This is a genomic window from Aneurinibacillus sp. XH2 (assembly GCF_001439585.2).
In the GTDB taxonomy this organism is placed as follows: domain Bacteria; phylum Bacillota; class Bacilli; order Aneurinibacillales; family Aneurinibacillaceae; genus Aneurinibacillus; species Aneurinibacillus thermoaerophilus.
Genome location: NZ_CP014140.1, coordinates 452,316 through 465,943 on the forward strand (window position 1 = coordinate 452,316; position 13,628 = coordinate 465,943).

At 45.0% G+C, this 13,628-nt stretch carries 11 protein-coding genes and 1 pseudogene; 11 read left to right on the forward strand and 1 reads right to left on the reverse strand.

Annotation, left to right across the window (positions count from 1 at the left end; genetic code table 11):
- Nucleotides 1-187: 187 nt before the first annotated feature.
- From uvrB to ACH33_RS02240, 8 genes are all read left to right on the forward strand, one after another.
- Nucleotides 188-2,176 (forward strand): excinuclease ABC subunit UvrB, encoded by a 1,989-nt coding sequence (gene uvrB, locus ACH33_RS02205; protein ID WP_057897536.1) that lies wholly within the window; start codon nucleotides 188-190, stop codon nucleotides 2,174-2,176.
- An 8-nt stretch (nucleotides 2,177-2,184) separates the two neighbouring features.
- Nucleotides 2,185-5,049, forward strand: coding sequence for an excinuclease ABC subunit UvrA (gene uvrA / locus ACH33_RS02210; protein ID WP_057900214.1), 2,865 nt, complete (start codon nucleotides 2,185-2,187; stop codon nucleotides 5,047-5,049).
- Nucleotides 5,050-5,238: 189 nt separating this feature from the next.
- Nucleotides 5,239-6,171: an HPr(Ser) kinase/phosphatase gene (gene hprK, locus ACH33_RS02215; RefSeq protein ID WP_057897537.1), complete on the forward strand. Its 933-nt coding sequence runs from the start codon at nucleotides 5,239-5,241 to the stop codon at nucleotides 6,169-6,171.
- Between the two features lie 22 nt (nucleotides 6,172-6,193).
- Nucleotides 6,194-7,021 carry a prolipoprotein diacylglyceryl transferase gene (gene lgt / locus ACH33_RS02220; RefSeq protein WP_057897538.1) on the forward strand — a complete coding sequence of 276 codons (828 nt, stop codon included), beginning with the start codon at nucleotides 6,194-6,196 and terminating at the stop codon, nucleotides 7,019-7,021.
- 36 nt (nucleotides 7,022-7,057) lie between these two features.
- The gene (gene ppaX / locus ACH33_RS02225) at nucleotides 7,058-7,714 is read left to right on the forward strand and encodes a pyrophosphatase PpaX (protein WP_057897539.1); all 657 of its coding nucleotides are present in this window, start codon (nucleotides 7,058-7,060) and stop codon (nucleotides 7,712-7,714) included.
- Nucleotides 7,715-7,724: 10 nt separating this feature from the next.
- Complete coding sequence (locus ACH33_RS02230) at nucleotides 7,725-8,213, forward strand: acyltransferase (RefSeq protein WP_057897540.1); 489 nt, start codon at nucleotides 7,725-7,727, stop codon at nucleotides 8,211-8,213.
- A 193-nt stretch (nucleotides 8,214-8,406) separates the two neighbouring features.
- Nucleotides 8,407-8,619, forward strand: coding sequence for a hypothetical protein (locus tag ACH33_RS02235; RefSeq protein ID WP_156423987.1), 213 nt, complete (start codon nucleotides 8,407-8,409; stop codon nucleotides 8,617-8,619).
- Nucleotides 8,620-9,027, forward strand: a complete 408-nt coding sequence (locus ACH33_RS02240; protein WP_082705850.1) for a site-specific integrase — start codon at nucleotides 8,620-8,622, stop codon at nucleotides 9,025-9,027. It abuts the gene before it with no gap.
- A gap of 247 nt (nucleotides 9,028-9,274) precedes the next feature.
- Here the strand turns inward: ACH33_RS02240 and ACH33_RS02245 are convergent, their stop codons facing one another.
- Entirely contained in the window at nucleotides 9,275-9,982 is a 708-nt protein-coding gene (locus tag ACH33_RS02245) for a hypothetical protein (protein WP_057897543.1), read from the reverse strand.
- A 462-nt stretch (nucleotides 9,983-10,444) separates the two neighbouring features.
- On the opposite strand from ACH33_RS02245, the pseudogene ACH33_RS02250 reads away from it, so the two are divergent.
- The 3 genes and pseudogenes from ACH33_RS02250 to hisG all read left to right on the forward strand — a co-directional run.
- Nucleotides 10,445-11,264: pseudogene (locus ACH33_RS02250) on the forward strand (RNA-guided endonuclease TnpB family protein); the annotation flags it as partial.
- Between the two features lie 550 nt (nucleotides 11,265-11,814).
- Nucleotides 11,815-12,990, forward strand: a complete 1,176-nt coding sequence (locus ACH33_RS02255) for an ATP phosphoribosyltransferase regulatory subunit (protein WP_057897544.1) — start codon at nucleotides 11,815-11,817, stop codon at nucleotides 12,988-12,990.
- Nucleotides 12,978-13,625 carry an ATP phosphoribosyltransferase gene (gene hisG, locus ACH33_RS02260; protein WP_091261164.1) on the forward strand — a complete coding sequence of 216 codons (648 nt, stop codon included), beginning with the start codon at nucleotides 12,978-12,980 and terminating at the stop codon, nucleotides 13,623-13,625. Before ACH33_RS02255 ends, hisG begins: the two co-directional genes overlap by 13 nt.
- The last annotated feature ends 3 nt before the right edge of the window (nucleotides 13,626-13,628 follow it).

Here is a 13,628-nt window from a genome sequence, read left to right on the forward strand (position 1 = left end):
TCTTTTGCGTATTTTTGCGTATGAAGCGAAAAAGGCAAAAGCGCTTGGGGAGAAGGAGAGGGTTGCTCTTATTCTTTACAAATTTGATCGGAACATTAGTTCGAAAAAAATTTCTGGAACCCCCTTTTTCGTAAATATAATGTGATATAATTAATGGCAGCATTTTAATAGAAGGAATGGTGAAACTTTGGAAAAGCTCAACAAAAAGTTCGAGCTTGTCTCCGATTACGAACCGAAAGGGGACCAGCCGACCGCCATTGCGAAGCTGACGGAAGGAATTGTGAACGGTAAAAAACATCAGACTTTGCTTGGGGCTACAGGAACGGGGAAAACATTTACGATGGCTCAGGTGATCAGTAAAGTTAATAAGCCGACGCTTGTCATTGCGCACAACAAGACGCTTGCGGCGCAACTTGCTAGCGAGTTCAAAGAATTTTTCCCGAACAACGCAGTTGAGTATTTCGTAAGCTATTACGACTATTACCAGCCGGAAGCATATATTCCACAGTCGGATACGTACATTGAGAAGGATGCCAGCATCAATGAGGAAATCGATAAACTGCGCCACTCGGCCACCAGCGCCTTGTTCGAGCGCAATGATGTCATCATTGTTGCCAGTGTGTCCTGTATTTATGGTTTAGGTTCGCCGCAGGAATACGGCGCTATGCTTCTTTCCTTGCGTCGCGGCATGGAAAAAAGCCGGGATGAGGTGCTGCGCAGGCTGATAGATATTCAGTACAACCGGAATGACGTCAATTTCACGCGTGGCACGTTCCGGGTACGCGGCGATGTCGTGGAAATTTTCCCGGCTTCCAACAGTGAACATGCGATTCGCGTTGAGTTTTTCGGTGACGAGATTGAGCGTATCACTGAGATTGATACGTTAACCGGAGCGGTGCTGCATGAGCGCGAGCATGTGGCGATTTTTCCGGCTTCTCACTATGTGACCGGCCCGGAGCGTCTGCGGCGGGCCATCAAAAGTATTGAGGAAGAACTGGAAGAACGGCTTGCCTACCTGAAAGGGAAAGGAAAGCTTTTGGAAGCGCAGCGCCTTGAACAACGAACCCGCTACGATATTGAGATGTTGCAGGAAATGGGCTATTGCTCCGGCGTGGAGAATTATTCGCGCCACCTGAACGGATTGCCCCCGGGGGCGACGCCGTATACGCTGCTTGATTACTTTCCCGACGATTTTCTCATTATGGTGGACGAGTCGCATATTACATTGCCGCAAATCCGCGGCATGTACAATGGAGATAAAGCACGTAAGGATATGCTAATCGAACACGGATTCCGCCTGCCGTCCGCCGCAGACAACCGCCCGTTGACATTCGAAGAATTCGAGAAACATATCCATCAGATTATTTATGTATCAGCGACGCCTGGGCCGTATGAACTTGAGAAAGCGCCGGACGTAGTGGAACAGGTGATTCGTCCAACCGGGCTGCTTGATCCGACGATTGATATTCGCCCGACCAAAGGTCAGATCGACGACTTGCTAGGCGAGATTAACGAGCGCATCGTGAAGAATGAGCGCGTACTTATCACGACGCTTACAAAGAAGATGGCCGAAGATTTAACGGATTACTTGAAAGAAGTCGGAGTCAAAGTTCGCTATTTACACTCGGATATTAAAACGATTGAACGGATGCAGATTATCCGCGATTTGCGTCTGGGAGTGTTCGATGTACTGATTGGAATCAATCTTCTGCGGGAAGGATTGGATATACCAGAAGTTTCGCTAGTGGCCATTCTCGACGCCGATAAAGAAGGATTCTTGCGCAATGAGCGCTCCTTGATTCAGACGATTGGCCGGGCCGCGCGCAACGCCAATGGTCACGTCATTATGTATGCTGACAAAATGACGCAATCGATTGAGCGTGCGGTGGAAGAGACGTACCGCCGCCGCAAAAAACAGATTGCGTATAACGAAGAGCATGGCATTACGCCGCAGACCGTTCGTAAAGCGGTGCGCGATGTGATTGAAGCGACAAAGGTAGCGGAGGAACAGGAAGAATATTTGCCGCAGAAAGCGTACAGCAAGCTGAGCAAGAAGGAGAAGAAGGACGTTATTGCGCGTCTTGAAGCCGAAATGAAAGAGGCAGCGCGCGCGTTGAATTTTGAGCGCGCCGCTGAATTGCGCGATTTAATTCTTGAGTTAAAAGCGGAGGGATGAAAGAACAGATGAGCCGCGAAAATATTGTCATCAAGGGCGCACGCGCCCATAATCTAAAAAATATAGACGTCACGATTCCACGCGACAAGTTCGTTGTATTGACTGGGCTGTCCGGTTCAGGCAAATCTTCGCTGGCGTTTGACACGATTTACGCGGAAGGACAACGGCGCTATGTCGAATCCCTTTCCGCGTATGCGCGCCAGTTCCTTGGGCAGATGGACAAACCAGATGTGGACTCTATCGACGGCTTGTCACCGGCTATTTCCATTGATCAGAAGACGACGAGCCGCAATCCGCGATCTACCGTGGGAACGGTCACGGAGATTTACGATTATCTCCGTCTTCTTTTTGCCCGCATTGGGCGGCCGTATTGCCCGGAACACGGCGTGGAGATTACGGCGCAAACCGTGGAGCAGATGGTAGATCGTATTCTCGCTTATCCGGAAAAAACGCGCCTGCAAATCCTCGCGCCACTTGTGCAGGGACGTAAAGGCGAGCATGTGAAGCTGCTTAATGAAATTCGTACCCAGGGTTATGTGCGCGTTCGCATTGATGGAGAAGTGCGCGATCTATCGGAAGAGATCAAGCTAGAGAAAAATAAGAAGCACTCGATTGAAGTGGTCGTTGACCGGATTGTAGTAAAAGAAGGCATCCAGAGCCGTCTTGCCGATTCGTTGGAGACAGCGTTGCGCCTTGCCGAAGGACGGGTATTGGTGGATATTATCGGACAGGAAGAACTGCTGTTCAGTCAGAATCTCGCATGCCCGATATGCGGGTTTAGCATGCCGGATTTGGAACCGCGTATGTTCTCATTCAACAGTCCGTTCGGTGCCTGCTCCAAATGTGACGGTTTGGGCAGTCAGCTAGAAGTCGATCCGGATTTAGTTGTACCGGACCCGTCCAAAAGCATTAACGAAGGCGCGTTGGAGCCATGGAACAGCGCTACTTCTAATTATTATGAGCAGATTTTGACCTGTGTGGCCAAACATTATAACATCGATATGGACAAGCCGTTCGAAGAACTGACGGAAGAGCAGCAGCATGTGCTGTTGTACGGGAGCGGTAACGAACAAATACATTTTCGCTACAAGAGCGATTTTAGCCCAACGGTGCGCGATACGTATATGACGTTTGAAGGAGTCGTGAACAACGTACAACGGCGCTATCGTGAAACGGGATCTGACCATGTGCGCCAGCAGTTGGAGATGTATATGAGTCAGAAAAAATGCCCGGCGTGCAAAGGGCACCGTCTTCGTCCGGAAGTATTGTCCGTGCTGATCAACGGGAAAAACATCGCATACGTTACCGATTTGTCCGTTGCCGACGCCTACATGTTTTTCGATAACCTCAAGCTGACGGAAAAAGAAATGCAGATTGCCCGCCTGATTTTGAAAGAGATTAAAGCGCGCCTGCAGTTCTTAATCGATGTCGGTCTTGATTATTTAACGATGAGTCGTTCCGCTGGCACGTTGTCAGGCGGAGAAGCTCAGCGCATTCGTCTGGCGACGCAGATCGGTTCCAGTCTGATGGGTGTACTATATATTCTTGATGAGCCGAGCATTGGTCTGCACCAGCGCGATAACGCCCGCCTGATCAAGACGCTTGAACATATGCGCGATTTAGGCAACACGTTGATCGTCGTTGAACATGACGAGGATACAATGCTGGCAGCTGATTATATTATTGACATTGGGCCGGGGGCTGGCATCCACGGCGGACGGGTTGTGGCGCAGGGTACGCCTCAGGAAGTGATGAATGATGAACATTCGCTAACAGGTCAGTACTTGAGCGGCCGAAAATTCATCCCGGTGCCGCTGGAGCGTCGCAAGCCGAACGGCAAATGGATTAAAGTGCTCGGGGCGAAGGAAAACAACCTGCGCAATGTGAATTTGAAAGTGCCGCTCGGCGTGTTTACGTGTGTAACCGGAGTGTCCGGTTCGGGCAAATCGACGCTTATTAATGAAATTTTGCATAAAGCGCTGGCCCGCGAATTGCACAAATCAAAGCAAAAACCGGGCGCATACCGCAAGCTGGAAGGGCTTGAACACCTGGATAAAGTGATTGACATCGACCAGTCTCCGATCGGGCGGACGCCGCGCTCCAATCCGGCTACATACACCGGAGTGTTTGATGATATTCGCGATCTGTTCGCGCAGACGAATGAAGCGAAGGTGCGTGGCTACCAAAAGGGTCGGTTTAGTTTCAATGTAAAAGGCGGCCGGTGCGAAGCATGCCGCGGCGACGGCATTATCAAGATCGAAATGCATTTTTTGCCAGATGTATACGTGCCGTGTGAAGTATGTCATGGCAAACGGTACAATCGCGAGACGCTGGAAGTGCGCTACAAAGGCAAAAATATTGCTGATGTTTTGGAAATGACGGTAGAGGATGCACTGGAGTTCTTTAAAAACATTCCGCGCATTCAACGCAAATTGCAAACGTTGTATGATGTGGGACTTGGCTATATTAAGCTTGGTCAGCCGGCCACCACGCTGTCGGGCGGGGAAGCCCAGCGCGTGAAGCTGGCTTCAGAGTTGTACCGCCGCAGTAACGGCAAGACGCTGTACATTTTGGATGAACCGACGACAGGCCTTCATATTGATGATATTGACCGCCTGTTGAAAGTGTTGCAGCGCCTGGTGGATGCCGGTGACAGCGTGCTTGTGATTGAGCACAATCTGGACGTCATTAAAACGGCCGACTATATTATCGATCTTGGGCCGGAAGGTGGTAGCCGCGGTGGGATGATTGTCGCAGAAGGCACGCCGGAAGAGGTCGTCAAGGTTGAAGAATCGTACACCGGACAATTCCTGGCGCCGATTTTGGAGCGTGACCGCAAGCGCTCTGAAGCACGTTTGCAGATGCAGCCATAAAGGAGATACGGCAATCCATAAAGAACGGGACGCCAAACGTTTTCATTGCTTTTCCATCTCACGTATGTTTTTTCGGAAAAGGGATGTGTGTGCTGTTTGGTCGTCCCGTTTTTTGACTCGTATTTTCAAATTCATAATGGCTGTATGATACAATTAAAATATTATGATGTAGGGAAAGGGTGGAGCTTCTTGAAGAAAACCCAGGTGCGCGACATTGTGAATCACTTTCAGCTGAAGGTAGTGAGCGGAAAAGCGGGGTTGCGGCGCGAGATTACGGTAAGCGATATTAGCCGTCCTGGCCTTGAAATGGCGGGGTATTTTAATTTTTATGCGGCTGAGCGCATACAACTTCTTGGCAAAACGGAACTGGGCTTTTTTGTAACGCTTGGTGAAGCTGAACGAGAAGAGCGGATTAACAAGTTGCTTGATGAGAAAACGCCTTGCATATGCATAGCACATGGCTGCGAAGTGCCGGAAGAGATGATTCGTCAATCGGAGGCTCGCAGCATTCCGGTGTTGATTTCGTCGCTTCCAACTACCAAGTTATCCAGTAAGCTGACTACATATCTGGAAGGACGGCTTGCTCCAACGACCACAATGCACGGGGTATTGGTCGATGTATACGGGGTCGGCGTTTTGTTGGTAGGACAAAGCGCGATTGGAAAAAGTGAAACTGCACTGGAGCTTGTCAAGCGCGGCCATCGTCTTGTCGCGGACGATGCGGTGGAAATCCGGCAGACACAGGAGAATCAGTTGATTGGCAGCGCGCCGGAGCTGATCCAGCATCTGCTGGAAATTCGCGGGCTGGGGATCATTAACGTCATGACCTTATTCGGTGCCGGGGCTGTTCGCAATTACAAACGAATCTCACTTGTTATTCGTTTGGAAATTTGGGATCCGCAGAAAGTATATGATCGCCTCGGTCTTGATGAGGAAAAACTAAAGATTATGGACGCGGAAGTGCCGCAGATTACGATTCCGGTGCGCCCGGGCCGCAACCTAGCTGTTATCGTAGAAGTGGCGGCCATGAACTTCCGCTTGAAGCGTATGGGCTACAACGCCGCGGTTGTGTTCAGCAAGAAGCTGACAGATACGATCGAGGAAGCAGTAGAAGATATTTGAATTCGAGGAGGCATAACACAACATGACGAAGGCGATTGATCCGATTGCATTTCAACTGGGCCCGTTATCCGTACACTGGTACGGAATTATTCTGGGGACGGCTGCGCTGGTCGGCTTGCTACTGGCGCTGCGTGAAGCGAAACAGGTTGGCATGGATCCGGAAACGATTATGGACGTTGTGATGTATGCGGTGCCTGCTGCTATTATTGGTGCGCGTATTTACTACGTGATTTTTCGTTGGGATGAGTATTATCGTTCCCACCCGGAGGAAATTATCGCCGTCTGGCACGGCGGCATTGCGATCCACGGCGCGCTTATTGCTTCTATATTGACAGCGTATATTTATTCACGCATCAAAAAAATTTCATTCTGGCGGCTGGTGGACGTGGTTGCGCCGAGTTTGATTATCGGACAAGCCATCGGGCGCTGGGGCAATTTTATAAATCAGGAAGCGCACGGGGGGCCGGTGAGTCTCGAATTCTTGCAGAACTTGCATTTGCCGCAGTTTATTATTAATCAGATGTACATTTTTGATCCGGTGACGAATACATATTCGTATTATCATCCGACATTTTTGTATGAATCGCTCTGGAATCTTCTCGGGTTCATTCTTTTAATCACCATCCGGCGCTTGTTACCGTTAAAGCGAGGAGATCTGTTCCTTACTTACGTTATCTGGTATTCTATCGGACGCTTTTTTGTGGAAGGAATGCGTACGGATAGTTTAATGTTGACGGAAACGCTGCGCATGGCTCAGGTTATAAGTCTGCTTCTCATCGCATTTGCACTCATTATGATGGTGGTATTGCGAAAAATGGGATATGCTACCAAAAGATACGGTGAAGCATAGAACGGAATTTTGGTTTGAAGGGAACGAGGTGTATTGATGTATCAATATGAATATGTTTTATTTGATCTTGATGGAACTTTAATCGATACGAATAACTTAATCCTCACATCGTTTATGTACACGCTTGAAAAGTTTTATCCCGGTAAGTATACGCGGGAGGATCTCATTCCGCATATGGGCAAGCCGTTGTACGATCAGATGGCATTATTCGATCCGGAGCGGGCGGAAGAATTGGTACAGGTGTATCGCGAACATAATGAACGCGTACATGATGAGCTGGTGGAAGAGTTTCCGAACGTGCTTGAGACGGTAGGAGAACTTGCTGAAATGGGCATCAAAATGGGAATCGTAACTACCAAACAGCGCAAAACGGCAGAGATGGGCTTACGTCTGTTTGGGCTTGATAAATATATGGATACCGTGATTTGCTACCAGGATACCAAGAACCATAAACCACATCCGGAGCCTATACAGAAAGCGATGCAAAATTTGAAGGCCGATCCGGCCAGGACGCTGATGGTGGGAGACAGCCAATATGACATTCAGGCGGCACAAAACGCCGGCATTGCTTCCGCCGGTGTAGCCTGGAGCATGAAAGGCGCATCCTTTCTGTCGTCTTTTAACCCGACTTATTTGTTGAGTGACATGACGGAGCTGATCCAGATTGTGAAAAAACCAATTCGACAATGGTAAGAGGTGGAAGATGGCGAAGCGGAAAACCGAACGCTATCCGGTTCAGGGGCCAAACTCGCTCTGGCAGATGTACAAAACGGTAAGTTTTTGGAAAGTGGTAAAATGCTTTATTGTTGTACAACTGGCTCGCTATATCCCATGGCTGCCGCTAAAAAACTGGATGTATCGCACGTTTCTCGGGATGAGGATTGGCGAGAATACGGCGGTTGCGTTAATGGTGATGATTGATACGATGTTTCCAGAGCGGATTTCTATTGGCTCCAATACGATTATTGGTTATAATACGACAATTCTGGCCCATGAATATTTAATTGACGAATACCGTTTGGGAAATGTAAAAATCGGCTCAGGTGTGATGATTGGCGCAAATTCGACGATTCTTCCAGGCGTGACCATCGGGGATGGAGCGGTTGTATCCGCGGCTACGCTCGTTAATCAGGATGTTCCTCCAGGCGCCTTCGTCGGCGGCAATCCTATGCGTATCATTCGTCAGCCATAAACAACTACGCATGTATAAACCGGATTTTAAAGCATTCGCGAAATTTTGTGATCAGAACCTTTTACCACTGGATTTCGACTCGTTGGAGTTGTATTTGCATGAATTAATTGTAAAGAAACGTGTGAAGTTATCGACCTTTAATCGACGTTTAGCCGGTACTAAATATTGGCTTACAAATGAGTATGGATTAACTATGTCACCAGACCAGGCCAATCAAATTAAGTTGTTACGTCAGTTATATAATGAAGAGGAATTTTTACGTCTCAAACCAATGAAGGGAAAACGGGCTGAGCAACAAAGCGATGTGTTGCGATTGATTGATCGATATGACACGGATAAAAAGAGCGATATCCGAAAGAGAGCTATTTGTTTAGTGAACTTGATTACAGCAAATCGACCTTCCTAAATGGTCCGATTAAAAATAAGCGATTTTGATCTGGAGAATCGTACAGTCAATGTCATGATGAAGAAACAGGGAGAGATGAAAGAAAAACGTCTAACGCTTGAGTGTGTGCAAGCCGTGAAGAAGTATATTCAAGTGTTTGAGCTGCAGCCAGATGATTATTTTGTGGGGGCAGCCGATAAATGGGGGAATTATACGAGTAGACAAATTTCAGAAATCAGTTATAATCAAGCGATTCGTAGTTGGCTGGGGTTTGCGCCATACACTTTTCGAAAAACAAAAATTACTTCAATGTATCAAAAGGGAGCTGACATTCCAACAATCACAAAACAGTCTGGACATAAGTCGTATCAAACGATTATGCAACATTATATTAATGTGCGTACAGATGATGTAGATGAATTTTTATAAAAAAGTTGAAAATAGTACGTTAATCATTTTGGAAGGAAAGTAATTTTTTAAGAGATTAATAGAGAGGTGTTGCAAATATGCAACACCCCAAATCCATCTCAAACCATTGATATAAATGGGTTTTTCGGAAAATTAAATATGTCGCTTTTAAAGGCAAATTTTCATTAAAATGGGCAGACAATGTCCTATATTCTTCTAAAAGAAGCTAGCTTATTTGTCATTTTAAACTTTTGAATTAATTATCTTGTTAGCTGTTTGGTAAATCAATTTTTTGTGGATTACTTGTCCAAGATTCACCGCTTTTTATTTTATAGTTTTTGTCTTCATATAAAGTTGTTACGCTATATTGATACCAATTATTAGTCATGAAACCTTTTTGATATAAATCATATTTATAGTACTTAGAAGGAATTTTCTCATTTAAATCGTAGTCAGTATATAATAGTAAAACTTTTACTGCATTAATTCCCCATCCAGTCCCAGGAATCAATAAAGATAACTGAACAGCCAAGCTATAAGCATTTTTAGCTGTATCTGTGTGACCTTTTAAAGTTCCGACATATGAATATCCGGATTTAGCTGCTGCAGCATTTATGCTAACAGTATTTGTAGATTCAACAGATTTTTGAGAATTAAGGGCTAATTGTGGATTATATTCAAATGTAAAACCTTCTTGGATTGCTCCATTTATAGTTACTAAACCAGTATTTCCGTTATATTCAACTTTATATTCTTGTTGATCTTTTTCGTAAGTAACTGAATAGATTCTATTTTTTAAGGTTGCATTTTTAATTTTACCAGTAGAAATTAATTCTCCCAAGCTTACTGATTGATTTACAGTGATATTTTCCGCTGGGAATTCTTCTTGAGTGGCAGCTGATACCGCACCTGCTCCAGATAAAATACTACCTGCTAATAAAGCGCTAGATAATGAATAAACGAAAAATTTTTTCATATTTTTTCCTCTTTTTTACATAATAATTATTTATTTTCATTTTATATTAAATTATACTAAAAATTGAAGAAAATGTATATTTAAAGGAGTATAAAAATGTTAAAAAAGGAAATTATTACTATATTAATTTTAACTGTAGGTTTATTTTATTTTGCATATTTTAATGCGAAAAAAGATTTTCCAATAATTTATCAAATTATATTAGTAATATGTTATATAGGTATAATTTTATATAGAGTAATAAAAATTATAAAATTAAAAAAATAATGACATTTTAGTTAAGTTTATTTAATTTGTTTTGAAATTTAATTTATCTTAACTTAGGCGAGAAGCCCCCCACCTCAAGAAACGTGAAGAGCGTAGCCCAGTGAGTAGGTGGGGGATGAATCGCCTTCGGACAAGGGATGGCTACTTGCCATCTCGATTGTCCGACTGTTCGAGAGCATAAGGAGGTGATACTCAATGCTAGTCAACAAAGCATATAAATTCCGCATCTATCCAAACAAACAACAGGAAGAACTAATCAATAAAACGTTTGGCTGTTCACGCTTTGTCTTCAATCATTTTTTAGCACAACAAAAACAAAAAGACTAAGAAACAATATACCTTTCTGAAAGAAGTAGATAGCATTGCTTTGCAAAAGTCTGTTGAAAATCTAGCGAATGCTTTCGATAGATATTACAAAAAGCAAGGAAATTATCCTCGCTTTAAATCTAAAAAGAATCCTGTTCAGTCTTATACAACAAAATATACCAATGGAAACATTTCTATAGAAGGCAATTACATTAAACTCCCAAAATTAGGTCTTGTTCGTTTTGCAAAAAGCCGAGAAGTAGAAGGACGCATTTTAAGTGCAACGATTAGAAGAAATCCATCAGGTAAATATTTTGTATCTATAGCGACTGAAACAGAAGTCTCCGAGTTACCTAAAACTAATTCTGCTATCGGTATTGATGTGGGACTGAAAGATTTTGCTATTTTGTCAGACGGAACGACTTACTTAAATCCAAAATTTTTCCGTAGATTAGAAGAAAAATTGGCGAAAGCCCAACGGATTATGAGCAGACGAAAAGAAGGTGGTTCAAACTGGTATAAAGCTAAAATAAAAGTTGCTCGTATTCATGAAAAAATTAAAAATGCAAGGAATGATTACTTATACAAAATTTCCACCGAAATTGTCAAAAACCACGACATTATCGGGATGGAAGATTTGTCGGTATCGAACATGTTGAAAAATCATAATCTTGCCAAAGCCATTAGCGAAGTGTCATGGTCACAATTTAATATTTACGATATTTTAATGAGACAAAAAACGTCTGACGTTATTGCAAAATGTAAAAAATGGGTGGGCTGAAAAAAACATTAAAGTGTTTTAGAAATGCTTTGAATGAGTTTGTATCTTGATGCAGCTGAACTAAAAATAGCGATTAGAAGGATTTTGAGAAAATGGATAACATCATGGTTTTGTTTGGCAATTAAGGTTATGCATAATTTTTTGTATATTTAAAACTTTGCATAGAGTGAAGGACATAATAGATTTCTTTGCGTTGCCAACCCTAATATAGCTTGACCCTTTGCAAGAAATCATGCCCGCAGAGGCTCCATGTCAAGCGCTTAAATATCCGAATAATTATACAGAGTGTTGAATGAAATTATTTGCTATTTTATATATTTTTTAAGCAAGGCGCATTAGCCAGCAAAAAGCGAATCGGAAAGATCCGGTTCGCTTTTTTGTATTGACGGATAAATCAATGAATGGTAGACTACTCTCAACGAGAAATCCTTTAGTTCGCTACCAAACTAAAGGATAGAGAAAAGGAGTAGAAGCCAGGATGTCAAAGCCGTTAGGATTTGAAAAACCGCTGGGAATGCGGGATATCCTTCCCGATCTCCTCGAAAAACAGCGCTGGCTGGAAAAGCGAGTAAAAGCCTGTATGAAACAATGGGGATACCAGGAAATTAGCACCCCAACGCTTGAATATTACGACACGGTCGGAGAAGCAAGTGCAACGCTCGATAACAGATTGTTTAAATTGCTGGACAGCGAAGGCAAAACCGTCGTTCTGCGTCCGGACATGACGGCGCCTATTGCTAGGGTCGCATCTTCGCTTTTGAAAGAAGAACCGCTTCCGTTGCGGTTGATGTATTCCGCGAACGTGTTTCGTGCGCAGAGAAACGAAGCGGGGCGTAATGCGGAGTTTACACAACTCGGAATTGAATATATCGGCTCAGCATCCGTTGATGCGGATGCCGAAGCGATTGCGCTCGCTGTATCTGTTCTAAAAGCGGCAGGGGTGAAAGTGTTTAAAATTGCGGTGGGTCATATCGGTTTTCTTGAAGGTCTGCTTGAGGAGATTGTCCAAAGAATGGAAGACCGCGAAAGGCTGAAAGAATTTTTGTATCACCGCGATTATGTAGGCTTCCGTCATTATGTACAGGGGTTGCATCTTTCGCGGGAAAACGCAGCGCGGCTTTATGAACTGCTGAAACTGCGCGGCGGCAAGGAACTGATCGACAGGGCGGAATCTATCACAGTGAACGGGCAGGCACGCAAGGCTGTTACTAATTTAAGACAATTGTGGGAAGCGCTTGAGGCGTATCAGGTTGAAAAATATGTCCTGCTCGATTTGAATTTGCTGCGCAACTTGGACTATTATACAGGTATTCTTTTTGAAGGCTATGCCGCCAATCAGGGGTTTGCGATTTGCACGGGTGGCCGCTATGACGGACTGATGGCGCGCTTTGGTCGTCCGTGTCCTGCAACCGGATTTGCGGTGCAGATGGATAGCCTGCTGGAGGCGGTGGACTATCAGCCGGAACAGCCGAGCAAATTCCTGATTTTATATAGTGCGGAACAGCGTATGGAAGCGCTGGAGAGGGCGCGGAAGTTGCGCGAGGAAAACAGTGCAGTAGTCATTGCACAGCGGAAAGAAGAGCTTGCGGCCCTTGATTTTTCGCAATATGCAGAAGTTATTGATCTGACGGAGGAGGAAGCATCGTGGCGGTAAAAACAGAAGAAAAATTGGTTATAGCCATGCCGAAAGGCCGGATTTTCGAAGAAGCGGCAGAATTGTTGCGCAAAGCCGGCGTTTCTCTTCCTCCGGAGTTTGATGATTCGCGCAAGCTTATTGTTCCGGTACCGGAAGCGAATTTAGAATTTATTCTCGCCAAGCCGACGGATGTGCCGACATACGTTGAGTATGGTGTGGCTGATATCGGAGTTGTTGGAAAAGATGTGCTTCTGGAGGAAGGGCGCGATGTGTATGAGCTGCTTGATTTAAAAATCAGCCGTTGCCGCCTTGCGGTCGCCGGGTTACCGGACTGGAAGCCGTCCGGCGGTACACCCCGAGTTGCCACCAAGTACCCGCGAGTGGCGTCTAAATATTTTCGTGAACAGGGGCAGCAGGTGGAAGTGATTAAGCTGAATGGCTCTATCGAATTGGCACCGCTTATCGGATTAGCGGAGAGGATTGTTGATATTGTATCGACCGGGCGTACGCTGAAAGAAAACGGGCTTGTTGAACTTGAAGAAATCATGCCGATTACAACCCGCTTAATCGCAAACCGGGTGAGCTATCGGATGAAGAGCGAAGCGGTCGACTATATATATGAGAAATTTGCTTCAATAGTGGAGGAGAGTTAATTC

Bases quoted from the DNA above. Each gene is read 5' to 3' on its own strand.
- uvrA (WP_057900214.1), top strand. From the start codon at position 2,185: ATGAGCCGCGAAAATATTGTCATCAAGGGCGCACGCGCCCATAATCTA.
- lgt (WP_057897538.1), top strand. From the start codon at position 6,194: ATGACGAAGGCGATTGATCCGATTGCATTTCAACTGGGCCCGTTATCC.
- ppaX (WP_057897539.1), top strand. From the start codon at position 7,058: ATGTATCAATATGAATATGTTTTATTTGATCTTGATGGAACTTTAATC.
- ACH33_RS02230 (WP_057897540.1), top strand. From the start codon at position 7,725: ATGGCGAAGCGGAAAACCGAACGCTATCCGGTTCAGGGGCCAAACTCG.
- ACH33_RS02235 (WP_156423987.1), top strand. From the start codon at position 8,407: ATGTCACCAGACCAGGCCAATCAAATTAAGTTGTTACGTCAGTTATAT.
- ACH33_RS02240 (WP_082705850.1), top strand. From the start codon at position 8,620: ATGGTCCGATTAAAAATAAGCGATTTTGATCTGGAGAATCGTACAGTC.
- ACH33_RS02245 (WP_057897543.1), bottom strand. From the start codon at position 9,982: ATGAAAAAATTTTTCGTTTATTCATTATCTAGCGCTTTATTAGCAGGT.
- ACH33_RS02255 (WP_057897544.1), top strand. From the start codon at position 11,815: ATGTCAAAGCCGTTAGGATTTGAAAAACCGCTGGGAATGCGGGATATC.